Raw genomic sequence first — 23,288 nt, 5'->3', positions numbered from 1 at the left:
CCCCATGACCGACGCGCCCTCGCCCCTGCCCGAAGGCCCCGACGCGCCGGAGCCGGGCTCGCTCGAGACCGAAGCGCTCGAGCACATCCGCGCCCTCATCCGCATCGACAGCGTCAACACGGGCGATCCGGCGACGATCGGCGACGGCGAGACGCGCGCCGCGCTCTACGTCAAGGAACGGCTCGACGAGGTCGGCTACGAGACGGTCCTCGTCGAACCCCGCCCGGGTCGCGCGAGCGTCGTCGCGCGTCTGACGGGTTCGGATCCGGATGCCGGCGCCCTCGTCGCCCACGCTCACCTCGACGTCGTACCTGTCGACGCCGAGGACTGGACCCACCCGCCCTTCGGGGCGGAGATCCACGACGGCATCCTGTACGGTCGCGGCGCGGTCGACATGAAGGACTTCGCCGGGATGCTGCTCGCGATCGCGCGGGCGTTCCGACGCGAGGGCGTCGTGCCGCGGCGCGACCTGATCTTCGCGTTCTTCGCCGACGAGGAGGCCGGGGGCGTGTGGGGCGCGCGATGGATCGTCGAGAACCGCCCCGAGCTCTTCGCCGGCGCGACCGAGGCGCTGAGCGAGGTCGGCGGCTTCTCCATCCCCCTCCCGGAGGACCGCCGCGCCTATCTCGTGGCCACGGCCGAGAAGGGCGTGACGGTCGCGACGCTCACCGCGCGCGGATCTGCGGCGCACGGCTCCCGGCCCACCGCCGGCAACGCGGTCGTCCGCGTCGCGCAGGCGGTCGCCGCGGTCGGCGCCCACCGGTTCCCGGTCGTACGCACGGCCACCCTCGAGCGTTTCCTCGACGTGTACGCCCGAGCCGGCGGCGATGTCGACGACCTGGGGTTCTCGGCATCCCTCATCGACGCGGGGAGCCGAAACACCGCCTCGCCCACCGTGCTGTCGGCCGGGGGCAAGATCAACGTCATCCCCGCCTCGGCGAGCGCGACGCTCGACGTGCGCGTCGTGCCGGGGCAGGCCGACGCGCTTCGAGACGAACTGGCAGCCGTGGTCGGCGACGACATCGAGATCGCCTGGGCCCGGGAGATCCCCGCGATCGAGGCTCCCGCCGAGGGGCGGTTGATGGATGTGCTGCAGGATGCCGTGACCGCCGAAGACCCCGACGGCACCGTCGTGCCGTACCTGCTGCCCGCCAGCACCGACAACAAGCACCTCAGCCGCCTGGGCATCCGGGGCTACGGCTTCGTGCCGCTGCGCGTGCCCGCCGACTTCGACGTGTTCGGGCAGTTCCACACGGCCGACGAGTGCGTGCCGGTGGAGGCGCTGTTCTTCGGCACGAGGGTGACGGCGCGGATCCTGCGCGACGCGTAGCGGGGGCCCCCGGCCCCTCGGCGAGCCCGGGCCGACGTACCGAACTCCGGAAAAACCACGGCAGAGCCCCGCGAACCGGTCCCCCCGCACCACCTGCATCTGCGGTTCTTCCGGAGTTCGGCACACGGCCGCGGCGCGCGTGCCCGGCCGCGGCGTATCCGACCGGCCACTCGCCGAACTCCGGAGATTCCGCGCGAACAGTCCCCTTCCCAGGCTCAGTTCCCGCGCACCGCGCCCTTCCTCCGGAGTTCGGCACGGCGCCGCGCCCGGAAGATCCGCTCCGGCACCGCTCCCGGCGGAGCCGCTCTCGCACCGCCCGGCGCCGCCCGCGCAGCCGCGCAACTCCTGATCGGCCACGTCACCCGAGGGATTTCTCGGGGCGGAAGGCCCCAGAGCGCACCGGATCTCCGGAATTCGGCGACACACCCGCGCCCGACCGCCCCGATTCCGCACCGCACGCGCCTCGAAACCCGCGCCCGGCACCGCAACGCGTCAGCCGCCCGGCGGAATGCCCAACGGCTGACGCTGTTGTCCTTCGTGCACCTCCCCCAGAACGGATGCCATGACCACCACCGCCGCCCTCTCCCTGCCCGCACCGCACGCCGACGCCACCGTGCTCGACAACGCGGCCTGGCATTCCCTTGCCGGACCGCACGCGCGCTTCGCGATCGGCGGCGACCTGGTCAAGCGCTATCCCGAGGACGTCGCGCCCTTCGTCGCCGTGCGCACGTGGGACGACCCGGACGCGTGGGACGCGCTCCGCGAGCTGGTGGGCCCCGGGGCCGATGTCGGACTGTCGGGGTACGAGGGTTCGGTGCCCGCGGGCTGGGAATGGGTCGGCGGCGGTGAGGGCGTGCAGCTCGTCGAGACGGACGCCCTGCGGACCCGGCCCGACGACGAGGCGATCGAGCTGGGCGCCGACGACGCGGCCGAGATGATCGACATCGTCGCGCGCAACCAGCCCGGCCCGTTCCGTCCCCGCACCTACGAGCTCGGCCGGTACATCGGCATCCGTCGTCAAGGGCGGCTCGTCGCGATGGCCGGTGAGCGCCTGCACCCCACCGGGTGGACCGAGATCAGCGCCGTCGCCGTCGACGCCGACCACCGGCGTCAGGGCCTCGCCTCGCGGCTCGTGCTCGATGTGGCCTTCCACATCCAGCAGCGCGGAGACCGCGCGATGATGCACGCCGCCGCCACCAACACCGGCGCGATCGCCGCCTACGAGCGCCTCGGCTTCGCCCTGCGCCGCCGGAACAGGTTCGCCGCCGTGCGGACGCCGGCCTGAGCAACCGGCGACTCCGGCACCCCGGGGGGGCGTTCGCCGGGATCGCGGCTCAGCGCTCGAGCGTCGTCGCCGTCCCGCTGACGCGTACGCCACCGCTCGCCGGGACCTCGACATGCAGTGCGCTCGGTCGCCCGATGTGCCGTCCCTGGTGGACGGTGAACGAGAAGGGCGCCCGTCGTCCCACGCGGTCGCGCAGATACGCGCCGAGCGACGCCGCCGCCGAACCCGTCGCGGGATCCTCGGTGATGTCGCCCACCGGGAAGAGATTGCGGGCCTCGAAGACGGCGGCATCCGGGCTCTCCGCGTGCACGACCATCACGGTGCCCGCCCAGCCGCGCTCGTCCATGAGTGCGCGCAACACCGGGGCGTCGAAGTCGAACGCATCGAAGCGCTCTCGCGAGGCCACGGCGACGACCGGGTGCGTGTTCCCGGCGAACGACTGCGCGAGCGGGAGCCGGTCGTCGAGGTCGCTCTCGGACAGACCCAGGATGCCGAGCAGCCGCCGCCCCACCTCCGGCTCGAGGTCGCTCTGCACGGGGTCGACGCTGGTGAAGCCCGCGGTCATACGGCCCTCCGCGTCGCGGGTGGTCTCGAGGGCGATCTCGCCCGCGGCGGTGTCGAAGACGAAGTCGCCCGCCCCCTCCGCCTCGGCGAGCGCGACGGCCGTGGCGATGGTGGCGTGCCCGCAGAAGGGGACCTCCGCGCCGGGCGAGAAGTAGCGCACCCGCGCCCGCCGGCCGTTCCGCGTGGACACGAACGCGGTCTCGGGGTAGCCGAGATCGGCCGCGATCTCCTGCATGCGCGCGTCGTCGAGGCCGGCGGCATCCAGGACCACACCCGCGGGGTTGCCGCCCCCGGGCTCCGCGGCGAAGGCGAGCAGGTGCAGGATGCCGGGCGGGAAGGTCATGCGTCGATTCTGCTCGACGCGGGGCCGTGGCGCGGCGGCTGCGGCGTATCGGAGCTGCCGAGGGTCTCGCGGTGTGACGTGCCGGGGTTGCTCACGCCACGCTGCGCGTGCCGGAGTCCGGAGAAGACGGCCTCTTCGAGCCGCACGGAACCGGTAGCGACGTGGGCGCGGCGGGATGACCGGAGCGCGGGACATCTCTGAGCCCGGGACGGCCCGACGGGCGAGCGGCGTCTCAGACGTGGAAGACCGAGTGCACCTCGCCGCCGAGCACCTCGCGGCCGCCGAGACCGTCGATCTCGAGCAGCGTCGCGATGCCCACGACCTCGCTGCCGACGGCCTGCAGGAGCTCACGACCCGCGGCCAGCGTGCCGCCCGTGGCGAGCACGTCGTCGAGCAGCAGCACGCGCGCTCCGGCGGCGTTGTCGTCGTGCATCTCGATCTGCGCAGATCCGTACTCGAGGTCGTACGACACGGTCGCCGCGGGGCGGGGCAGCTTGCCCGCCTTGCGGATCGGCATGAGTCCCACGTTCGCGGCGATCGACACGGCCCCGGCCAGCAGGAACCCGCGCGCCTCGACCCCCGCGACGGCGTCGAAACGGCCCGCGAAGGGCTCGATGAGCGCCTCGACGACGGTGCGCAGGGCCGCGGCATCCATCAGGAGGGGGGTGATGTCGCGGAACACGATGCCCGGCTGGGGGTAGTCGGGGATGCTCGTTATGAGCGATTCAGCGCGAGAGAGGGCGGAGGCGTCGGGCACCGACCCAGCCTAATCGCGCGCTCCCGGCGCCCACCCCCGTGTTGAGTGTCCAGGACACGCCGGGCGGGCCCGTCCGTGTGCGGCGTGTCCTGGACACTCAACCGGGTGGCGGCCTGGGCGTGCGCCCGCGGCGACCCACCCGGGTGTCCGAAACACCCGGACGAGTTTCAGAACACTCCGGGTGTTTTGGACGCTCAACGGTCAAGCGATCTCGACCCACCCCGCGCCCGCCCGCCGGGGGCTTGCGCCCGCTGCAAGCGCTTGCACTAACGTGGACGCCATGACTTTCACGCAGGAAGACGCGCGCGCCGATCTCGTCGCCGCTCCCGGCTCCGAGTGGTGGCGCACCGCCGTCATCTACCAGATCTACCCGCGCTCCTTCGCCGACGCCACGGGCGACGGGCTGGGCGACCTGCCCGGCGTCACCGCGCACCTCGACGACCTCCAGCAGCTGGGGGTGGATGCCATCTGGCTCAGCCCCTTCCAGACCTCGCCGCAGAAGGACGCCGGCTACGACGTCGCCGACTACCGCGACGTCGACCCGATCTTCGGCACCCTGGCCGACTTCGACGCGATGCTCGCGGATGCGCACGAGCGCGGCATCCGGGTCATCGTCGACCTGGTGCCCAACCACTCCAGCGATCAGCACGTGTGGTTCCAGGAGGCGCTGAAGGCCGCGCCCGGCAGCCCCGAGCGCGCGCGATACATCTTCCGTGACGGCAAGGGCGAGAACGGCGAGCTGCCGCCGAACAACTGGGAGAGCGTCTTCGGCGGCGGCATGTGGAAGCGTGTGACCGAGGCCGACGGCACCCCCGGCCAGTGGTACCTGCACATCTTCGACGAGAGCCAGCCCGACTTCGACTGGACCAACGAGGAGGTGCGCGCGGAGTTCCGTGACATCCTGCGTTTCTGGCTCGACCGGGGCGTCGACGGCTTCCGCGTCGATGTGGCGCACGGCCTCATCAAGGCCGAGGGCCTGCCCGACTTCACGCCCGACCCCGACGGCGGCTCGATGGGCGGCGACGCCGAGGAGGTGCCGTACTGGGGTCAGCCCGGCGTCCACGACGTGTGGCGTGAGTGGCACGAGGTGCTCGCCGAGTACGACGGCGACCGCGCGCTGTGCGCTGAGGCGTGGCTGCCCACCGTCGAGCAGACCGCACTGTGGGTGCGCCCCGACGAGATGCACCAGGCGTTCAACTTCCACTACCTCGAGACCGACTGGGATGCCACGGCCCTCCGCGACGTGATCACCGAGTCGTTGCGCGCGTACGGCGAGGTCGGCGCTCCCAGCACGTGGGTCCTGTCGAACCACGACGTGGTGCGCCACGCCTCGCGTCTCGCGCTCACGGCCGAGAACCCGCAGGGCGCCGGCATCGGCCCGAAGTCTCCCGGCAAGCCCGACCCCGTGAAGGGTCTGCGACGGGCTCGCGCGGCGACGTCGATGATGCTCGCCCTGCCCGGCTCGTCGTACCTCTACCAGGGCGAGGAGCTCGGTCTGCCCGAGGTCATCGACCTGCCCGACGACGCCCGCCAGGACCCCACGTGGTTCCGCACGAACGGCGAGCGCTACGGCCGCGACGGCTGCCGCGTGCCGCTCCCGTGGACCGCAGACGCCCCGGCATACGGCTTCAACACGACGGGTGAGTCGTGGCTGCCCCAGCCCGCGGAGTGGGCCGAGCTCGCCCACGACGTGCAGGTCGACGATCCCTCGTCGACTCTCACCCTCTACCGCTCGCTGCTCGCCGAGCGTCGTGCCCGCAACCTCGGCGCGGGCCACCTCGAGTGGCTCGATCAGTACGGCGACGAGGTGGTGGCGTTCCGCAACGGCTCGCTGCTGGTGGTGGCCAACCTCGGCGACGACGCCGTCGAGCTCCCCGCCGGGGAGGTGCTCATCGCGAGCGGCCCCCTCGACGGCGAGCGCCTGCCCACCGACACGACCGTCTGGATCGCGGCGGCCTAGGCCGCGGCATCCTTCGCCCGAACGAGACCGTGGCCGGTATCGACGACGTCGCGCGCGCGGCGGGAGTGTCGACGGCCACGGTCTCGCGCGCGTTGAGCGGTCGCGGGCCGGTCTCGACCGCCACCCGCGACCGCGTGCTCGCCGCGGCGGATCGGCTCGGCTACGTCGTCTCGGCGGCCGCGTCGAGCCTTGCGACGGGGCGGACGCGGGCGGTCGGCGTGGTCGTTCCGTTCCTCGACCGGTGGTTCTTCAGCACCGTCCTCGCGGGGATCTCCGACGAGCTGGTGCGCCGCGGCTTCGACATCACGCTGTACAGCGTCAGCTCCGACCCCGATGAGCGCCGCCGCGTCTTCGACGATCACCTGCGACGCCGCCGCATCGACGGCGTCATCACCATCGCCCTCGAACTGGATGCCGAGGAGTCGACGTCGCTGCGCGGACTCGGCGTGCCGATCGTGGCGATCGCCGGACCCAACCCGCTGCTGACGACGCTGACCGTCGATGACCTCGCGGTCGGCCGCCTCGCCACCACGCACCTGCTGCAGCTCGGGCATCGGCGGATCGCCCACATCGGAGCGGATGCCGCGACCGGAGCCGCGTCGACCGTGCCGGGGCTGCGTCGCCGCGGCTTCGTCGACAGCCTCGCCGAGGTAGGCGTGGCAGAAGCACACGTCGAGCCCGCGGACTTCACCATCGAGGGCGGATCGCTCGCGGCGACCCGCCTGTTGCGCGACGGGGAGGCGCCGACCGCCCTGTTCGCCGCGTCCGACGAGATGGCCATCGGCGCGATCCTCGCGGCCCGCGAGCTGGGGCTGCGGGTGCCCGAGGACGTGTCGGTCATCGGTGTCGACGGGCACGAGCTGGGCCGCTGGTTCGGGCTGACGACCGTCGATCAGTTCGCCCGCGGTCAGGGCGAGCGCGCGGCCGCCGCGGTGCTCAGCGAGCTCGATGGAGCAGAGCCGGCCCTCGGACGCGGGACGCTGCCGTTCGAGCTGGTCGACCGCGGGTCGACGGCGCCCCCGCGCTGACGCGCCCCGCGCGCTCAGGGACCCGGGGGCCGGGTGCCCCGCGCGCCCGGTGCCCCGCAGACCACGCGCACTCGATGCCCCCAGGCCACGTGCCCCGCACGCTCGGTGACCCAAAGGCCACGCGCCCCGCGCGCTCAGCGGCTCAGAGGCCGGAGCCCTGCAGCGAGCCGACGCTCTCCTCGGTCGACGGGTCGTACAGCAGACACGCGATCTCGCGGTCTCCCGCGGCCCACGTCTGCTCGGTCGGCCCGACGAAGTAATAGTCGAGCGTCGAGTTCTGGTAGTCGACCCCGACGAAAGCGGGGAACGCGCCCTCGCAGCCGGTGTACGCGGCATCCTCGATCCCCGCGTCGCCCGGGAAGGCCGCGTCGGCGACGTCGAAGGTGTGGAAGATCTCGTAGGCGTGGGGCTGGGCGCAATCGACGACGTTGTCGGTGCCGATGACACCGCCCGGCAGGTTGTCGAGGCACGCGCCGAGTGCGATCGCCGAGGGGTCGACCGGGGCCTGCTCGTCGGGGGCGACCGTCACCCCGCCCTCCTGCTGACCGTAGGGGTCGGCACTCTCGCCCTGCGCGACGCCGATGAAGACGGCGATGACGAAGATCAGCGCCCCCACGAACGCCAGGGCGGTGAGCACGCTGCCGGCGATGAGGCCGCCGAGAGCGAGACCGCGGCCCTTCTCACCGGACCGCTTGATCTGTGCGAGCGCGACCGCGCCCGTGATGATCCCGGCCACCGGGAAGAGGAAACCCGTGATGATCGCCACGATCGACAGCGGGTTCGTGCGCTCGGAGCCGGGCGCGGCCGCGCCGGCGGGCGCGGCGCCGTACGCGGGCGCGCCGTACGCGGGCGCGACGGGGCCGGACGCGGGCGCAGAGCCCGGGTAACCGGGCGCGGCCGAGGCCGCCAGACCCGTGTACATCGGAGCTGGCGGGATGGGGGCGATGGCCCCGCCCGCGGGTTCGGCCACGGCGAGCAGCCCCTGTTGCGCGAGGCGCGCGCCGGCCAGGCGCGCGGCCTCCCGGACGTCGTCACCGCCCGCGACTCCCGGGACCGGGGTGACCGGCTCGGCGTTCTCGAAGACGACGAGCGTGCCCTCAGAGACCTCCGACACGTGCACGTCGAACCGCGCCCGGCCCCCGGGGGAGCCCGTCTCGTCGCCGGCCGCACCGCGAGCCACCTCGAGCGAACCGCTGTCCGTCGCCCGCGTCTCGAATCCCTGGTCCGCCAGCGCCGCCGCGACGGCGTCGCGCGCCGGGTCGACGGGAAGGGCCAGACGCAGTTCAGCGGATGCCATGCGAGCTCCTGTGTTCACACACCACGACACTCGCGGTTTCGATCCAGGGTAGCCCGCACGTCAAGAGCCCGTCGTCAGCGGATCCGACCCGCGAGATCGTCGCGCGTGAGGGTGTCGGCGTCGGCGAGAACCGCGCGGGCGGCGTCGCGGGCGTCCTCGACGTTCCACAGCAGCACACCCACCACGCGGCCGTCGTCGAGGTAGTAGACGACGCCGCGCTCGGCGTCGATCCAGTCCTCCACGGTCTCGAGCGAGGAGTCGAGCGTGCCGACGGCCTCGTACCGGATGCCGAAGACGGCGGAGTAGTAGTAAGGCGTGTGCGTGTACGCCTCGGCGGCTCCCGCGAGGTTGCGGCCCGCGGCCTTGCCCTGCTCGTTGGCGTTGTCGACGTGCTCCACCCGGCGGCGCCCGAGGAGCCGGTCGGGGTAGTTCGCGACGTCGCCCGCCGCCCAGACGCGATCGGACGAGGTCCGCAGCTGCGCGTCGACCACGATGCCATCCTCGACGCTCAGACCCGCCTGCTCGGCGAGGTCGGTCGCGACCTCGATGCCGAGGCCGCTGACGACCGCGTCGGCGCGCACCTCGTCGCCGTTCTCGAGCTCGAGCCGGACGCCCTCGGCATCCGCCCGACCGCCCGCGACCTTCGAACCCGCGACGATCTCGACGCCCGCGTCGCGGAACAGCTTTTCGAACCGCTCGGCGAGAGCCGCGGGGAACACGGCGTCTCCCAGGACGGCACCGGTGTGGATCAGCACCGTGTCGACGCCGTTCTGCACGAGCGCGGCGGCGAGCTCGGAGCCGATGTACCCGCCGCCCACGACGGCGATGCGGTCGACGTCCTTCGCGAGGGCGCGCAGGCGCCGGTAGTCCTCGGCGGTGCGGAACGACAGCGCCCGCTCTCCGTCGGAGTGGTCCTCGATGGGCAGGGCGACGGGTTTTCCGCCGGTCGCGAGGAGGAGCTTCCCGAACGAGAACGTCTCGTCACCGGCATCCACTTCTCCGTCGTCGGGGCGGAGTGCCGTCGCTCGGGTGCGCAAGCGCACGTCGGCGCCGGTGGCCTCGACGGTGCCGAGCGGGACCTTCTCCCACGTGAACTCCTCGTCGGTCCACAGCTTCTTGCTCAGCGCCGGGCGCGTGTACGGCTCGTCGACGTCGTCGCTCAGGATGCCGATCGACCCGTCGGAGTCGATCTCGCGGATGCCGCGGGCGGCGGTGTCGGCGACCATCCCGCCGCCGACGATGAGGTAGTCGAAGTGTGTCGTGGTCATGCGCAGAAGCGTGGTCGCCCGACCTGACCGGAACGGATGGGTTGCGCGGGTGCTCGGCATCCGGTACCGCCCGTGGCCGCGTCGTCGCCTCTCGTCGAGTGTCCACGACACCCGGGACGAGGCTCCGAGGCGTCCGGGTGTTCTGGACACTCGACGGACGTGCAGCGGTTGCCGCGGAGGCACCCCGACCGCCGGGCGGCGCGGCGAACTAGGCTCGGAGGCATGAGCGTCGACCTCGAGAGCCTCTACACCGACCTGCACTCCCACCCCGAACTGTCGTTCCAGGAGACGCGGACGGCGGGCGTCATCGCCCGTCACCTCGCCGAGCTCGGGCTCGAGGTCGAGGAGGGCGTCGGCCGCACGGGCGTGGTCACAACCATCCGCAACGGCGACGGGCCGGTCGTGTGGCTGCGCGCCGACATGGACGGCCTCCCGGTCGAGGAGCAGACCGGCCTGGCCTACGCCAGCACCGCGCGCGGCACCGACCCGGCCGGGAACACCGTGCCCGTCATGCACGCCTGCGGGCACGACATGCACGTCACCGCCCTCATCGGCGCGCTCGAGCGTCTCGCCGCCACGCGCGAGGAGTGGTCGGGCACGGTCGTCGCCGTGTTCCAGCCGGCCGAGGAGTACGGAGCCGGCTCGCAGGCGATGATCGCCGACGGCGTCCTCGACCGGTACCCGAAGCCCGACATCGTGCTGGGCCAGCACGTCACGCCCCTGCCCGCCGGGATGATCGGGGTGCGCCCGGGCACCCAGATGGCGGCATCCGACGGCCTCACCGTCGTGCTGCACGGTCGCGGCGGACACGGCTCGCGCCCGCACTCCACGATCGACCCGGTCGTGATGGCGGCCGCCACCGTCATGCGCCTGCAGACCGTCGTCTCGCGCGAGGTCGACCCGCGCGACGTCGCCGTGGTCACCGTCGGCTCGATCCACGCGGGCCTGAAGAACAACATCATCCCCGCCGAGGCGAAGCTCGAGCTGAGCCTGCGCTACCCCGACGACGCCGCGCGCGAGCGGGTGATGAGCAAGGTCGAGCGCATCGTCCGCGCCGAAGCCGAGGCGTCAGGCGCCGAGCAGACGCCCACCATCACCACCGATCACTCGCTGCCGCCGACGATCAACGACCCGGATGCCACGGCCCGCCTCACCGCCGCCTTCCGCGGCGCGTTCGGCGAGACGTCGGTCGTCGACCCCGGCATGTTCACCGGCAGCGAGGACGTGTCGTGGTTCGCCCGCGAGTCGGGCGCCCCACTGGTCTTCTGGTTCTGGGGCGGGGTCGACCCGCAGACCTTCGCCGACGCCCTCGCCGGCGGCACGATCGAGCGCGACATCCCGACGAACCACTCCCCGTACTTCGCGCCGGTCATGCAGCCGACGATCGACCGCGGCGTCGAGAACCTCGTGGTCGCCGCGCGGGAGTTCCTCGGCTGAGACCGCGGGCGCCCCGGGGCGTTCGACGCGCTCGCGGATGGCCGGGCTAGCCCGCGGCATCCGGTCCCTTCGACGGGCTCAGGGACCTCCGATTCGAGGTTGCCGAGCGTGAAGCGAGGTGGCTGAGCCCGTCGAAGCCACCGGCGACCCACGACGGGCCCGGTCCCTTCGACAGGCTCAGGGACCTCCCGCGAGCCCCGCGCGGGTCACTTGATGCCGCTGCGCGCGAACCCCGCGACGAAGTACCGCTGGAACACCAGGAAGACGATCGCGATCGGCACCACGTTGAGCAGCGCGTAGGCCATCGTCGCGCCGTAGTCGCTCCCGAACTGCCCCTGCAGGTAGAGCAGACCGATCGGCAGGGTGAAGAGGCGGTTCTCGCGCAGCGCGATGAGGGGCCAGGCGAAGTCGTTCCACGACGACAGCAGGCTCATGAACACCAGCACCGCGATCAGCGGCTTCGACAGGGGCAGTACGACGCGCGTGAAGGTCTGGAGGTGCCCGGCGCCGTCGAGACGCGCGGCCTCGATGAGTTCCCGGGGGATGCCGAGCATGAACTGCCGCGCGAGGAACAGCCCGAACGCGGATGCCGAGACAGGCAGGATCACCGCCCAGTAGGTGCCGTAGAGCCCCGCCATCGTGACGATGCGGAACAGCGACACCATGATCACCTGAACGGGCAGCACGAGGGTCGCCAGCGCCAGGAAGAACAGCGCCGTCGACCCGCGGAAACGCAGCTGGGCGAAGGCGTATCCCGCCAGCAGACTCGTCGTGACCGAGATCAGCGTCACGACGACGGCGATGGCCACCGAGTTGGAGAACCACGTCGCGACCGGGAACGACGAGAACACCCGCTCGAAGTTCTCGAGGGTCACCTCGCGGGGCCACAGCCGCAGGTCGCGCCCGCCGAGCAGCTCGGCACGGGACGAGAAGGCGACCGCGAGCATCCAATAGAGCGGAGACACCGCGGCCAACCCGATCACCGCGACCACGACGGTGCGCAGCACGAGTCCCCCGCGACGCGGGCGCGGACGGCGAGCCGCCGGGGCGGTCGGAGGCGCCACGGGAGAGGAGGATGCCACCCGCTCGTCGACGCTCACTCGACCACGTCCTTCGTGCGGGAGGCGCGGTACTGCGCCGCGGCGAAGACGAGGGCGAAGACGAACAGCACCATGCCGATCGCGGCGGCGTAGCCCTGGTCGCGGGTGACGAAGCCCGTCTCGTACGCGTAGGTGACGAGCACCGAGGTCGCTCCGCCCGGGCCCCCGCCGGTGAGGACGAAGACGATGTCGAACACCTGGAACGAGAAGATGACGTTCAGCACGACGAGGAAGAACGACGTCGGACCCAGCAGCGGCACCGTGACGTTGCGGAAGCGCTGCCACCGGTTCGCCCCGTCGAGGGTCGCCGCCTCGTACAGGTCGGGCCCGATGCCCTGGAGGCCGGCGAGGTAGATGAGCATGTTGAAGCCCGTGCGCCACCACACCGTCGCGAGCACGATCGTCGCGAACGCCGGCACCGGATCGGACTGCCAGGTGACGGGTGAGAGACCCACGGCGGAGAGGATGCGGTTCAGGATGCCGGAGTTCTGATCGAACACGAGCACACCGATGAGCGCGGTGGCCACGCCCGACACCGCCATCGGCAGGATGAGCAGGGAGCGCCAGAGGGGGCGGGCGGGGAGCGCGGTGTTCAGCAGGGTCGCCGCGATCAGCCCCAGCAGCATCGACAGCGGCGTCACGAGCACGGTGAACAGGACTGTGTTGCCGAGCGCCCGCCAGAACAGCGGGTCGCTCGCCAGCCGCGCATAGTTGTCGAGTCCGGCGAAGGTGCCGTCGCCGAAGCCGTCGGTGCGCTGCAGACTGACCACGAACGCCCCCACCAGCGGCACGAGCACGAACACCAGCAGCAGCAGGTAGTTCGGCGCGAGGAAGCCGTAGGCCGCGAGGGCCTCGCGCCGGGCGCCCGGACGACGGGGACGCGAGGCCCCACCCACCGGTCGGCGCGCGGCGAGGGTGTCAGCCACCGGTGGCCGCCCCGATGCCCGACTGCAGGTTGGTCACCGTGGTCGCGGCATCCTGGGCACCGGTGAAGGCGAGGTCGAGCTGCTGTTTCAGCACAGGGATGATGCCCGACATCGACGGGCTCGCGACCTGCGCGACGTCCTGCGGCTGCACGAGCGACGCCTGACCGGCGAACACCGGGGCGAGCTCGGGACGCACGTCGAAGCTCAGCTGGTCGTTCAACAGGTCGCCTCGGGTGGGGAGGAGGGATGCCGCTCGACAGAAATCCCGCATGGGGTCGGCATCCGTCACGAACTCCAGGAACGCCGCGGCGAGCTCGGGCTGCTGCGTGTTCGCGGTCGCGACGAGCGCATTGCCGCCGAAGTCGCTGCCCGCGCGGACGTTCCGCGGAGCGTAGGTGGCCGTCCATTCGAAGTCGGCGGTGGTGTCGGCATCCGGGATCTGGAACGCGCCCGACCACACCATCGCCACCGACTGCGAGAACCACGACTCGGCCGCGTAGCTCGACGAGGCGATCGTGTTGTTGGCCGGCACGTAGTTCTTGGTGAAGAACGAACTCGAGAACTCGACGGCCTCGCGCGCGGCGTCGGAGTCGATCGCCGGGGTCTTCTGGTCGGACTCGAGGAACGCGCCGTCGGACTGGAACAGCAGGCTCAGCCAGCGAGTGACGCCGTTGCCCTGCCAGTTGTACGCCCACGGCCAGCGGTCGGCCGGGAGGCCCGCGCGCAGCCGCTCGCCGAGCGCGTCGAGCTGCTCCCATGTCCAGGCGTCCTCGGGCGCCGTGGGGATCTCGGAGGCGTCGATGCCCGCCTGACGGAACAGGTCGAGGTTGACGAGGATGGCGGAGGTGTCGGTGTGGTGGGGCAGGCCGAAGGTGCCGTCGCCGTTCTGCACCGCCGCCCACGCCTGGGGTGTGAACTGGCCCTGGCGACCGGCCGACAGCAGGGGCTTGAGATCGAGCAGCTGCCCCCGACCGGCATACGCGCCGAACGTGTAATAGGGCACGCGGAAGATGTCGGGCGGGTTGCCCGCCTGCAGCTGCGCGTCGATGTTCGTGAACATCTGCTCGTAGGGCACCGCATTCAGCTCGACGGTGGCCCCCTCGTTCGCGGCCTCGAAGGCGGCGATGGCCGAGCGGAAGCCCGCCAGCTCGGCATCTGTCCCCCACGTGGTGAAGGTGAGTGTGCCCTGGCGTCTCTCGGCCGGGGCGGTCTGGACGAATCCGCAGCTCGCGAGGACGAAGGGCAGAGCGAGCGCCCCGGTCCCGGCGAGGAAGGTGCGACGTGTCACTGGCATGAAGGACTCCGATCGTTGTCGTACAACGAGGAGCGGACGCCGGGGCCGCGTTGCTACTCGACAGCGAAGGTATGCGACGACCGTCGCCGAAGCGAGGGCTTGCACGGGCGGGATATCCGTGGAACCGCACCCCGTTCGCGGCGGGAAATCCACCCCCTCATCACCGGGATGACGGAGGAGTACCGTGTCGGCCGTGACTTTCAACGACAACGCCCGCGTCGGCGGGAACACCGCCAAACGTCGCGGCGGCACCGTGGCCGCCATCGGCGGCGGCACGGTCGGCCTCGGGGCGATCGTGGTGCTGCTGTTCTCGTTCTTCACCGGCACCGACCTGACCCCGCTGCTCGGCGGCGGCGCAGCACCGGCCGGTCCGCAGAGCGGCGGCGAGCAGATCGCGAACTGCGAGACCGGTCAGGATGCCAACACCGACGATTCCTGCCGTCTGGCGGCCGCGTCACTCAACATCGACCAGTTCTGGGCCGAGCGGCTCGACGGGTACCGCGCCCCGCAGCTGATCATCGTCGATCAGTCGACGCCGAGTTCGTGCGGAACCGCATCGAATGCGACGGGACCGTTCTACTGTCCGCCCGACGAGACGGTGTACGTCGATCCGACCTTCTTCTCGATCCTGCGCGAGCAGTTCGACACGACCGCGGGACCTCTCGCGCAGCTCTACGTGCTCGCGCACGAGTACGGGCACCACGTACAGAACCTGACCGGTGTCATGCAGGAGCACCCGAACAACGGCACGGGACCCGACAGCAACGGTGTGCGCACCGAGCTGCAGGCCGACTGTTACGCCGGGGCGTGGGTGGCCGCGGCCGGCGAACAGGTCGACGAGAACGGCACGCCGTACCTGCAGACGCCGACGCAGTCGCAGATCAGCGACGCCCTGGCCGCGGCAGCCGCGGTGGGCGACGACCACATCCAGGCCGAGTCGGGCGGGGTCGTCAACCCCGAGAGCTTCACGCACGGCTCGAGCGAGCAGCGTCAGCGGTGGTTCGACGCCGGGCGCGATGGGGGCGTCAACGCCTGCGACACCTTCGCGGTGTCGGGCTCGCAGCTGTAGGGCCCGGAGGCAGCGGTCACGCGGCCGGGGAGCGACCTCCCCGGCCGCGCCGCTCATTCCTCCCGCGAGCGGGTACGGAGGATGACGACCACCAGGATGCCGACCACGACCACGGCTCCACCGCCGACGAGCAGGCCGAGCGTCAGGCCCGAGAGCCCGCCGGACTCCGAGGCGGCGTCGGTGGTCGAGGCCGCCTCACCGGCCCCGGCGGCCGCGGCGCAGGGAGAGGTGCCCGCCCCCTCCGAGGTGCTGGCACCGGTGTAGGTGAACGGGATGACGCCCGAGACGGGGTGACCGTCGGACGAGACGGCACGCCACTCGACCGAGTACTCCCCCGGCTGCCCGAGGGCGACCGGAAGCGTCAGGGTCGGACCGGCCAACGCGACGCACTCCGTCTCGTAGTGGCGCCCGTCGGGTCCCACCACGATGACGATGTTGCCGCCGTCGTAGCCGAGCAGGTTGGCGCTGAAATCCAGCGTCACCTCGGACAGCGACGAGACGCTGTCCCCCGAGGCGGGCGACGACGAGACGAGACTGTCGTGCGCCGAGGCGGCCTGAGCGCCACCCAGGGCGGCCCCGACCGCGGCGACGAGGAACGCCGCCGCGGCCAGGACCCTGGTCCGTACGGACGGGGTGCGCATGTCAGCCGCGCTTCGGGCGACGGGCGAAGGCGAGGGCACCGAGAACGGCACCCGCCGCGGCGACCACGAGCGCTGCGATGCTCAAACCGAGCGCGACCCCCGAGGAGTCCGACGTGGAGCTCGCGGCCATGGCCGAGTGGTCCTCCTCCGCCGGAGCGGCCGTGGCCGAGCCGTGGCTGTGGCTGTGCTCCCCCGAGGGCGGGGTGTCATTGACGTAGAGCACCGGGGCGGGTTCGAGCGTGTCGTCCGCGGCGACCTCGTCAGGGGTGGCGGCCCAGTCGACCACCGAGCCGTCGGAGTACGACTGGGCGGCCGGCAGCACGATGTGTCCGGTGTCGGGCACGGGACCGAGGACGGCCGAGAAGATCTGGAACTGGTCCTGGCCGATGCCCACGCCCGGGTCGGCCTGCCAGACGATCTTCAGCGGGGCCTCGCTGATGGTGTTGCCCTCCACCTCGACCGGCGCGGGCAGCGCGCCCTTCTCGACCGTGGCGGTCCACCCCGGAACGGGCTGCACGAGCACGGCGCTCAGCGGGGTGTCGGTGGGCAGGCTGACCTCGAGCTTGACGGTCGAGGCCGTCTCGGACTCGGTCGGGACGCGGAAGTTGACGGTCGCGTAGCTTCCGGGCGTGGCGGTGTTGGGGTTCACGGTGACGTGGGCCGACGCCGCGAGGGGGACGGCGATGGCGAGGGCCGCGCCGGCGGCGAGGCCGACGAGGGCACGACGGAGAAGGGTGTTTCGAGACATGGATGAGCTTTCTGAACAGGCGCACGCCGAAGACGGCGCTCACGCGCGATGAGAGGAGGAGGAGTCACGCCGCGCGCGGCGGACCCCGGTGCCTCATCGGCGACAACACCGTCATCGCCCAGGTCAGAAGCGGAGCGTCGGGCGCCGCGGGAGCGGCATCCGTCCGCGGGGGAAGTCCCGTGAGAGGCCGTAGCGCGCGCAGCGCCGCGACGAAGAAGCCGACGATCGCCTGCACCGCGCGCTCGCCACGGCCGAGGGCGACGATCGTCACGAGCGCGGCCAGAGCGTGCGCCGCCCACATCCACGGGGACTCCGCCGCGTGAGCCGACGCGCCGTGTGCAGCCGTGGGGCTGAAGAGCGCCGTGGTCGCGTGGTGACCGACCGGCACGAGGCCGCCCTGCAGGTCGAGCACGAGCAGCGCGTGGAAGAGCGCCTGGCTGAGCACCACCGCGAGCGAGAGCCGCGTCCACGACATCGCGCGGCCCGCGAGCAGCACGCACACGGGAGCGGCCAGGCACAGCGCCAGCACGACGTTCACGAGCGGCGGGCGCTCGGCCGAGACCGCGGAGTGCGAGAGGGTCGCCACGAACGTCGCGACCGCGGCTGCGGCCACGCCGCGCCCCGCCCGCTGCGCGCGCCCTGCTCTCGACGACATCTCACTCCCCTCCGACCCAGCCTAGGCGGCGGGGCCGGGCGCGGCCGCGGGGGTTGTCGCGCCGTCGAGACACCGGGATCGGCGCGGGCGGGTCCGCGGGCGCGGGTCGGGCGCGGCCGCGGGCCCGGCCCGGGCGAGCCGCCGCCCGGCCTGGGCGCAACCGCGGGCGGTTTCCGCGACACGCCGCGTGTGGCCGTGGTGCAGGAGGCGTCGGCGGATCGCGCCCGAGATGACCGCGAGCAGCACGTCGATGACGGTCGCGTGCCCGGGCCGCGAGGCACCGACGGCGCGTGCCTCGGCGAGCGGGACGTCGACGAACGCCAGGCCGCGCCGAGCGGTGATCGGCCGATCGAACGGCGACCGCGAACCCGGGTGCCCGAGCTCGCGGATCAGGGTCTGCGGCATCCGTCCCATTCGCTTCAGCGCGACGGACGCGCCTCGGGATCGCGGATACCCACCTCGTGGGCGGGGGCGTCGTGCGGCTCGAATACGACCGACTCGAGGAAGCGGACGGCGGTCAGACCGTCGGCGAGCGCGTGATGCAGGCGCACCGCGAGGGCTTCGCGCCCGTCGGCGAGCGGTCCGATCAGGTCGATGGTCCACAGGGGGCGCGAGCGGTCGAGCGGCTCCGACATGAGGCGGCCGACCACCGCCCGCAGTTCGGTCGGGTCCGCGGCGGCGCACTGACGGACGTGGTGGGCCACGTCGATCTCGGTGGCATCCGTCCACGAGGAACCCCCGCGTCGTCGACGACCACCTGGCGCCCGCGCGGGAACGCCCGAAGCCGTTCCGCGACGCTCGCGCGCAACCCGTCGAGGTCGAGAGCGTCCCCGGGCTCGAGGCGGAGGAGCTTGAGCGGGTGCCCGCGCACGGTGTCGGACTCCAGCGCCAGGATGCGTGCGTCCGCGGCCGACAACGGCTCGTTCATGTCGTTACGGTAGCGGGAGCGACCGTTTTGAGTAGCGTCGGGGAATGGCAGATGACGCGATCCACGACACCGACTCCGCCCTGACCTACGGCTCCGCCCTGCTGCGCGGCGAACGCGTCCGGCTGCGCGCGCTCGCAGACAGCGACCTCGACCCGCTCACGCAGTGGTGGGTGCAGAGCGACAGCGCCGTGCTGCAGCAGGCGACCGTGGCCCCTCGGCCCGCGGCGTCCGTCCGCGAGATGTTCCAGGTCTGGAGCCGCAACGACTCCCCCGGCGGGGCGGGCTTCAGCATCGACGACGAGACGGGCCGGCTCATCGGTCACGCGACCCTCTGGGGAGCCGCCCTCCCGGCGCGCATCGCCACCTTCGCGATCATCCTCGGCCCCGACGCGGTCGGACGCGGATACGGCACGGATGCCACGCGCACCCTGCTGCGGTACGCGTTCGACGAGCTCGGGGTGCACAAGGTCGAACTGCGGGTCTGGGCGTTCAACGACCGCGCGATCCGGGCGTACGAGAAGGCCGGCTTCGTGCGCGAGGGGGTGCGGCGCGCGGTGGCGTTCCACGGCGGGCGCTTCCATGACGAGGTGCTTATGGGTGTCCTCGCCGAGGAGTTCCGCGCGCGCTGAGCACTCCTCAGTCGACGAAGGCACCCTCGACGTCGCGGCACGCGTGCAGCACGCGGTGAACCCGAACGACATCCTCATCGGCCGTGTAGAACAGGTGAGACGGGAACTTCTCGACCGCCAGGCGGCGCAGCCCCGGGATTCCGGTGTGGCCTTCGACCGACGACGAACCCGCCGAAGGGAAGGCCGCGATGCGACGAAGACACTGCTCGACCGCATCGACGAAACGTGCAGCAGTCTCCGTGCCAGCGGTCTGCCGGTAAACCTCGACGGCGCCGGCGAGGTCTTCGTCGGCGGCATGCGACGAAACGACGCGGTGCGTCATCGAGCTTCGGTGGCGCGCGCCCTCAGACGGTCGAAGTACGCGCCATGCATCTCTGAGCCGTCACCCGAGCGGATGCCGTCGAGGACGGCCTCGCGGAGGCGCGCGTTGTCGCGGTCGCGCCGGATGAGTTCGCGCACGTACTCGCTGCTCGACGAGTAGAGGTGCGCGCTGACCTGCTCGTCGGCGAATGCCCGCAGCTCATCCGGGAGGGAGATGTTCATCGTGGCCATGAGCGAAGAATTCTCCCGATGGCAAACCTCGTCATCGGGCTCGAGCGGCCCGGTCCACCGTCGGGCTCACCACCCCGGCGCGCTCGTCGACAAGACGGCGTCGCCCGATCCACCCCGTGAGACCGCGGCCATCGGGCCACACCAGCAGCAGGGCTCCGGTGACGACGGCGAGGAGACCCGCGAGCAGCGACCACGGTGCCGGCAGCTCCGCGAGGAACGCGTACATCCCGGCCCCCGTCACGAAGCGCAGCGGGCGCGCGAGCCACGCCGGCAGCACGCCGTCGGTGAAGCGCACGCGGGTGGCGAGGTCGCCGATCGAACGGCCGGTGCCGAGCACCACGACGAGCCAGAGCCCCGAGGCGGCGATCGTGCCCGCAAGCGACGCGACGTCGTCGGTCGAGAACGACGACGCCTCCCCCAGCAGGAGGACGAGCGCCGCCTGCACCACCACGGCCACGGCGAAGCCGACGAGCCAGACGCCCACGACGTCGCACACCAGTCCGAGCAGTCGGCGCCGACGTGTCACGGGGCGGGCGGTGTCGGCATCCGGAGCTCTCTCCGCACCGCGGTGCTGTGCCGGCACGGCGAAGGCGAGGATGGAGCCGAGCAGAGCCCCGCCGGTGTTGGCGATGAGGTCGTCGACGTCGAAGACCCGGTAGGCGCACGGGAAGAGGCCCCAGACGCCCGTCAGCTGGGTCGTCTCGATGACGCTCGAGATCGCGAAGCCGACGAGACCGGCGATCAGGATGCCGCGACCCCCGAGCACCCGCAGGAAGAAGCCGAGCGGGGCGAACAGCAGGACGTTGAGCGCGACCTGCAGCACCACCGGGTCGGTCAGATAGCGGCCCGAGACCGCGACCGCCGCACGGACCTCGTCGACGAAGGCGAACGGGTGCAGGTTCACCCCGGCGCACCGGTAGACCTCGGCGTCGGGCACGGGGATGAGCGTGTACGTCCAGATCGCCCAGAAATACACGGCCGCCCCGGCCCACAGCAGCGAGCGCCCCACCGTGAGCCGGCCGCGATGCCGGTAGCTGATCGCGACAAACGGCACGAAGGCGAGCACCGCGACCACCGCGCCCGCGACGACGGCGAGCAGACCCGAGCCCACGATGTTGTCCACCCCGAGAGCCTAGGCAGGATCGGCGATCCCCGTAGCCTGGGCGCATGACCCGCGCCGCCGACGCCGGAAGCGCCGGGAACAGCGCCGCGGAGTGAGCGTTTGCTGCTCTGCAGGAAGGCGCGGCCAGATCACGGTCCGGCGACCATGCATTGAACAGCGTGCGCGTCGGATTGCGCGCGGCGTCCAGTGCGCGTAATGTCGCGCGCCGTGACTGACGAAAGTCGCGTTGACGGCGAAGAGACGCCGATCGCGAAACGCATCCTGATCGGCGAGCCCCTCACGTCGGAGAAACTCGACGAGCAGCTCCTCCCGAAGAAGATGGCGTTGCCGATCTTCGCCTCCGACGCGCTGTCCTCCGTGGCGTACGCGCCCCAGGAGCTGCTGATGATCCTGCTCATCGGCGGAACGGCCCTGCTGACGCTCAGCCCGTGGGTCGCGGTGGCCGTCGTCGTCCTGCTGGTCGTCGTGGTGTTGAGCTACCGCCAGCTGATCAAGGCCTACCCCTCGGGCGGCGGCGACTACGAGGTCGCCAGCAAGAACCTCGGCGAGGTGCCCGGCGTGGTCGTGGCGGCGGCCCTGCTGGTCGACTACGTGCTCACGGTCGCCGTGTCGGTGGCATCCGGGGTCGACAACATCATCTCGGCGCTTCCGGAGCTCAACCCGTTCCGCGTCGAGATCGCCGTCGGCTTCGTCATCCTCATCGTCATCGTCAACCTGCGCGGCGTGCGCGAGGCGTCGAGCGTCTTCGCCATCCCGACCTACGTGTTCATCGGCTCGGTCGCGCTGATGATCGTCGTCGGCCTCGCCCGCACGTTCCTGGGCGATGCCCCCCGCGCCGCGAGCGCCGACTACGCCGTTCAGGCCGAAACGCTGACGCAGGCCGCGCTCATCCTGCTCATCCTCCGCGCCTTCTCGAGCGGCTGTTCCGCGCTGACCGGCGTCGAGGCCGTGTCGAACGGCGTTCCCGCGTTCCGGATGCCGAAGATCCGCAACGCCCAGACGACGCTGACGATGATGGGCGGCATCGCCATCGCGCTGTTCGCCGGTCTGACCGCGCTGGCTCTCATCGCGAACGTGCACTACGCCGAGAACCCCTGTCACCTGATCGGCTTCGACTGCGTCAACAACCCGCAACCGAGCCTGATGGCCCAGGTCGCGGCGGCGACGTTCGGCTCGGGCAGCGTCTTCTTCTTCGTGATCCAGGCGGCCACCGCGTGCGTCCTCCTGCTCGCCGCGAACACGGCGTTCAACGGCTTCCCGCTGCTGGGCTCGGTGCTCGCGCGCGACGGCTACGCCCCGAAGGCGCTCAACACCCGCGGCGACCGCCTGGTCTACTCCAACGGCATGATCATCCTCGGCATCGTCGCCATCGGCGTGCTGATCGTGTACCAGGCCAACCTCACCACGCTGATCCAGCTCTACATCATCGGCGTCTTCGTGTCGTTCTCGCTGGGGCAGATCGGTATGGTCAAGCACTGGCGGCGCGCCCTGCGCGGACTGAAGGACCTCCCGCCCGAGGCGGCGAAGCAGCAGTCCGCGGCGATCGAGCGCCGCTCGGCGATCTCGGGCCTGTGGATCAACTCGATCGGCGCCGGCATGACCGTGCTGGTGCTCCTCATCGTCACGATCACGAAGTTCACGCACGGCGCCTGGCTGGTCTTCATCGCCATCCCGATCCTGGCGGTGCTGATGATCGGCGTGAACCGCTACTACCGCGACGTCGAGCACGAGATTCGCATGGACGACGACGTGCACTTCGGCTCCTCGGGCGACGTGGCGATCGTGCTGGTGAACCGCCTGCAGAAGCCCGTGATGAAGGCCATCGACTACGCCCTCGCCGCCAACCACGACAAGACCCTCGCGGTGCACGTGGCCATCACCGACGAGGACGCGGCGAAGCTGCAGCGGGAGTGGGCCGAGCACGACATGCCGCTCCCCCTGGTCATCATCGACTCGCCGTACCGCACGTACAGCTCGCCGGTGTCGACGTTCATCAAGAAGTACCGCGAGAACAACGGCTCCGCCGTGGTGACCGTCTACCTGCCGCAGTTCATCGTCGGCCACTGGTGGGAGTCGATCCTGCACAACCGCCGCTCCCGTCGTCTCGCGCAGCAGCTCATGCTCGTGCACGGCGTCTCGATCACCCTCGTCCCGTGGCTGCTCGATTCGTCCGAGCTCATCTACGGTCGCCGCTCTCGACCCCTGCCCGGACAGTCGCGCAGCGGACGGCCGGTGGCCGAGATCCCGGCGCAGAAACAGAAGAAGTCGCCGCCGCCCTCGGCATCCTGAGTCCCGCCCGACGCCCCCGCCCGCGTGGCGGGGGCGTCGGCGTCTCCCGCAGTGGCCCGCCCCCG

At 71.7% G+C, this 23,288-nt stretch carries 22 protein-coding genes and 1 pseudogene; 8 read left to right on the top strand and 15 right to left on the bottom strand.

Going from position 1 to position 23,288, the window contains the following annotated elements:
- Window positions 1-4 precede the first annotated feature (4 nt).
- A complete protein-coding gene (locus Q9R20_RS07035; RefSeq protein WP_311248664.1) occupies window positions 5-1,330 on the top strand; it encodes a M20/M25/M40 family metallo-hydrolase in 1,326 nt (441 codons plus the stop codon).
- A 562-nt stretch (window positions 1,331-1,892) separates the two neighbouring features.
- Complete coding sequence (locus Q9R20_RS07030; RefSeq protein ID WP_311248663.1) at window positions 1,893-2,615, top strand: GNAT family N-acetyltransferase; 723 nt, start codon at window positions 1,893-1,895, stop codon at window positions 2,613-2,615.
- Window positions 2,616-2,664: 49 nt separating this feature from the next.
- On the opposite strand, the gene Q9R20_RS07025 is transcribed toward Q9R20_RS07030, so the two are convergent.
- Both Q9R20_RS07025 and Q9R20_RS07020 read right to left on the bottom strand, forming a co-directional pair.
- Window positions 2,665-3,522, bottom strand: coding sequence for a PhzF family phenazine biosynthesis protein (locus tag Q9R20_RS07025; protein WP_311248662.1), 858 nt, complete (start codon window positions 3,520-3,522; stop codon window positions 2,665-2,667).
- A gap of 232 nt (window positions 3,523-3,754) precedes the next feature.
- Window positions 3,755-4,279, bottom strand: a complete 525-nt coding sequence (locus Q9R20_RS07020) for an adenine phosphoribosyltransferase (RefSeq protein ID WP_311248661.1) — start codon at window positions 4,277-4,279, stop codon at window positions 3,755-3,757.
- 280 nt (window positions 4,280-4,559) lie between these two features.
- On the opposite strand from Q9R20_RS07020, the gene Q9R20_RS07015 reads away from it, so the two are divergent.
- Both Q9R20_RS07015 and Q9R20_RS07010 read left to right on the top strand, forming a co-directional pair.
- On the top strand, window positions 4,560-6,239 hold the full coding sequence (locus tag Q9R20_RS07015; RefSeq protein ID WP_311248660.1) for a glycoside hydrolase family 13 protein: 1,680 nt from the start codon (window positions 4,560-4,562) through the stop codon (window positions 6,237-6,239).
- Window positions 6,240-6,268: 29 nt separating this feature from the next.
- The gene (locus Q9R20_RS07010) at window positions 6,269-7,267 is read left to right on the top strand and encodes a LacI family DNA-binding transcriptional regulator (RefSeq protein ID WP_311248659.1); all 999 of its coding nucleotides are present in this window, start codon (window positions 6,269-6,271) and stop codon (window positions 7,265-7,267) included.
- A gap of 142 nt (window positions 7,268-7,409) precedes the next feature.
- Here Q9R20_RS07010 and Q9R20_RS07005 read toward each other — a convergent pair whose 3' ends face one another.
- The gene (locus tag Q9R20_RS07005; protein WP_311248658.1) at window positions 7,410-8,564 is read right to left on the bottom strand and encodes a septum formation family protein; all 1,155 of its coding nucleotides are present in this window, start codon (window positions 8,562-8,564) and stop codon (window positions 7,410-7,412) included.
- Between the two features lie 74 nt (window positions 8,565-8,638).
- The gene (locus tag Q9R20_RS07000; protein ID WP_311248657.1) at window positions 8,639-9,832 is read right to left on the bottom strand and encodes an FAD-dependent oxidoreductase; all 1,194 of its coding nucleotides are present in this window, start codon (window positions 9,830-9,832) and stop codon (window positions 8,639-8,641) included.
- Window positions 9,833-10,054: 222 nt separating this feature from the next.
- Here Q9R20_RS07000 and Q9R20_RS06995 point away from each other — a divergent pair, with 222 nt between their 5' ends.
- Window positions 10,055-11,269: an amidohydrolase gene (locus Q9R20_RS06995; RefSeq protein ID WP_311248656.1), complete on the top strand. Its 1,215-nt coding sequence runs from the start codon at window positions 10,055-10,057 to the stop codon at window positions 11,267-11,269.
- A gap of 206 nt (window positions 11,270-11,475) precedes the next feature.
- Here the strand turns inward: Q9R20_RS06995 and Q9R20_RS06990 are convergent, their stop codons facing one another.
- The 3 genes from Q9R20_RS06990 to Q9R20_RS06980 are packed head-to-tail and all read right to left on the bottom strand — an operon-like array spanning window position 11,476 to window position 14,589.
- A complete protein-coding gene (locus tag Q9R20_RS06990; protein ID WP_311248655.1) occupies window positions 11,476-12,369 on the bottom strand; it encodes a carbohydrate ABC transporter permease in 894 nt (297 codons plus the stop codon).
- A complete protein-coding gene (locus Q9R20_RS06985) occupies window positions 12,366-13,295 on the bottom strand; it encodes a sugar ABC transporter permease (protein ID WP_311248654.1) in 930 nt (309 codons plus the stop codon). Before Q9R20_RS06985 ends, Q9R20_RS06990 begins: the two co-directional genes overlap by 4 nt.
- The gene (locus Q9R20_RS06980; RefSeq protein ID WP_311248653.1) at window positions 13,288-14,589 is read right to left on the bottom strand and encodes a sugar ABC transporter substrate-binding protein; all 1,302 of its coding nucleotides are present in this window, start codon (window positions 14,587-14,589) and stop codon (window positions 13,288-13,290) included. Before Q9R20_RS06980 ends, Q9R20_RS06985 begins: the two co-directional genes overlap by 8 nt.
- A 193-nt stretch (window positions 14,590-14,782) precedes the next feature.
- Between Q9R20_RS06980 and Q9R20_RS06975 the strand changes: the two genes are divergently transcribed.
- Entirely contained in the window at window positions 14,783-15,658 is an 876-nt protein-coding gene (locus Q9R20_RS06975) for a neutral zinc metallopeptidase (RefSeq protein ID WP_311248652.1), read from the top strand.
- Between the two features lie 53 nt (window positions 15,659-15,711).
- Here Q9R20_RS06975 and Q9R20_RS06970 read toward each other — a convergent pair whose 3' ends face one another.
- The 5 genes and pseudogenes from Q9R20_RS06970 to Q9R20_RS06950 form a co-directional block, all read right to left on the bottom strand.
- The gene (locus Q9R20_RS06970) at window positions 15,712-16,299 is read right to left on the bottom strand and encodes a copper resistance protein CopC (protein WP_311248651.1); all 588 of its coding nucleotides are present in this window, start codon (window positions 16,297-16,299) and stop codon (window positions 15,712-15,714) included.
- A gap of 1 nt (window position 16,300) precedes the next feature.
- Entirely contained in the window at window positions 16,301-17,047 is a 747-nt protein-coding gene (locus Q9R20_RS06965; RefSeq protein WP_311248650.1) for a YcnI family protein, read from the bottom strand.
- 64 nt (window positions 17,048-17,111) lie between these two features.
- Complete coding sequence (locus tag Q9R20_RS06960) at window positions 17,112-17,702, bottom strand: hypothetical protein (RefSeq protein ID WP_311248649.1); 591 nt, start codon at window positions 17,700-17,702, stop codon at window positions 17,112-17,114.
- Between the two features lie 21 nt (window positions 17,703-17,723).
- On the bottom strand, window positions 17,724-18,107 hold the full coding sequence (locus Q9R20_RS06955) for a hypothetical protein (protein WP_311248648.1): 384 nt from the start codon (window positions 18,105-18,107) through the stop codon (window positions 17,724-17,726).
- 14 nt (window positions 18,108-18,121) lie between these two features.
- Window positions 18,122-18,430, bottom strand: a pseudogene (locus tag Q9R20_RS06950) (wax ester/triacylglycerol synthase domain-containing protein); the annotation flags it as partial.
- Window positions 18,431-18,674: 244 nt separating this feature from the next.
- Between Q9R20_RS06950 and Q9R20_RS06945 the strand changes: the two are divergent.
- Window positions 18,675-19,259 carry a GNAT family protein gene (locus Q9R20_RS06945; RefSeq protein WP_311248647.1) on the top strand — a complete coding sequence of 195 codons (585 nt, stop codon included), beginning with the start codon at window positions 18,675-18,677 and terminating at the stop codon, window positions 19,257-19,259.
- Between the two features lie 7 nt (window positions 19,260-19,266).
- Here Q9R20_RS06945 and Q9R20_RS06940 read toward each other — a convergent pair whose 3' ends face one another.
- From Q9R20_RS06940 to Q9R20_RS06930, 3 genes are read right to left on the bottom strand one after another with little or no spacing between them, the layout of a single operon-like run.
- A complete protein-coding gene (locus Q9R20_RS06940) occupies window positions 19,267-19,581 on the bottom strand; it encodes a type II toxin-antitoxin system RelE/ParE family toxin (protein ID WP_311248646.1) in 315 nt (104 codons plus the stop codon).
- Entirely contained in the window at window positions 19,578-19,811 is a 234-nt protein-coding gene (locus Q9R20_RS06935; RefSeq protein ID WP_311248645.1) for a type II toxin-antitoxin system ParD family antitoxin, read from the bottom strand. The genes Q9R20_RS06940 and Q9R20_RS06935 overlap by 4 nt, the downstream gene beginning before the upstream one ends.
- Before the next feature lie 31 nt (window positions 19,812-19,842).
- Window positions 19,843-20,934, bottom strand: a complete 1,092-nt coding sequence (locus Q9R20_RS06930) for a VanZ family protein (RefSeq protein WP_311248644.1) — start codon at window positions 20,932-20,934, stop codon at window positions 19,843-19,845.
- Between the two features lie 195 nt (window positions 20,935-21,129).
- Here Q9R20_RS06930 and Q9R20_RS06925 point away from each other — a divergent pair, with 195 nt between their 5' ends.
- A complete protein-coding gene (locus tag Q9R20_RS06925; RefSeq protein WP_311248643.1) occupies window positions 21,130-23,223 on the top strand; it encodes an APC family permease in 2,094 nt (697 codons plus the stop codon).
- Window positions 23,224-23,288: the final 65 nt, after the last annotated feature.

The sequence above is a fragment of the Microbacterium sp. PRF11 genome (assembly GCF_031844085.1).
In the GTDB taxonomy this organism is placed as follows: Bacteria; Actinomycetota; Actinomycetes; order Actinomycetales; family Microbacteriaceae; genus Microbacterium.
This window is presented reverse-complemented; position numbering and strand designations above follow the sequence as displayed.

Coding starts and splice junctions, on each gene's coding strand:
- Q9R20_RS06925 (WP_311248643.1), top strand. CDS start 21,130: ATGTCGCGCGCCGTGACTGACGAAAGTCGCGTTGACGGCGAAGAGACG.
- Q9R20_RS07035 (WP_311248664.1), top strand. CDS start 5: ATGACCGACGCGCCCTCGCCCCTGCCCGAAGGCCCCGACGCGCCGGAG.
- Q9R20_RS06935 (WP_311248645.1), bottom strand. CDS start 19,811: ATGGCCACGATGAACATCTCCCTCCCGGATGAGCTGCGGGCATTCGCC.
- Q9R20_RS06965 (WP_311248650.1), bottom strand. CDS start 17,047: ATGTCTCGAAACACCCTTCTCCGTCGTGCCCTCGTCGGCCTCGCCGCC.
- Q9R20_RS07025 (WP_311248662.1), bottom strand. CDS start 3,522: ATGACCTTCCCGCCCGGCATCCTGCACCTGCTCGCCTTCGCCGCGGAG.
- Q9R20_RS06970 (WP_311248651.1), bottom strand. CDS start 16,299: ATGCGCACCCCGTCCGTACGGACCAGGGTCCTGGCCGCGGCGGCGTTC.
- Q9R20_RS07000 (WP_311248657.1), bottom strand. CDS start 9,832: ATGACCACGACACACTTCGACTACCTCATCGTCGGCGGCGGGATGGTC.
- Q9R20_RS06960 (WP_311248649.1), bottom strand. CDS start 17,702: ATGTCGTCGAGAGCAGGGCGCGCGCAGCGGGCGGGGCGCGGCGTGGCC.
- Q9R20_RS07030 (WP_311248663.1), top strand. CDS start 1,893: ATGACCACCACCGCCGCCCTCTCCCTGCCCGCACCGCACGCCGACGCC.
- Q9R20_RS07005 (WP_311248658.1), bottom strand. CDS start 8,564: ATGGCATCCGCTGAACTGCGTCTGGCCCTTCCCGTCGACCCGGCGCGC.
- Q9R20_RS06995 (WP_311248656.1), top strand. CDS start 10,055: ATGAGCGTCGACCTCGAGAGCCTCTACACCGACCTGCACTCCCACCCC.
- Q9R20_RS06945 (WP_311248647.1), top strand. CDS start 18,675: ATGGCAGATGACGCGATCCACGACACCGACTCCGCCCTGACCTACGGC.
- Q9R20_RS07015 (WP_311248660.1), top strand. CDS start 4,560: ATGACTTTCACGCAGGAAGACGCGCGCGCCGATCTCGTCGCCGCTCCC.
- Q9R20_RS06940 (WP_311248646.1), bottom strand. CDS start 19,581: ATGACGCACCGCGTCGTTTCGTCGCATGCCGCCGACGAAGACCTCGCC.
- Q9R20_RS06980 (WP_311248653.1), bottom strand. CDS start 14,589: ATGCCAGTGACACGTCGCACCTTCCTCGCCGGGACCGGGGCGCTCGCT.
- Q9R20_RS06955 (WP_311248648.1), bottom strand. CDS start 18,107: ATGCCGCAGACCCTGATCCGCGAGCTCGGGCACCCGGGTTCGCGGTCG.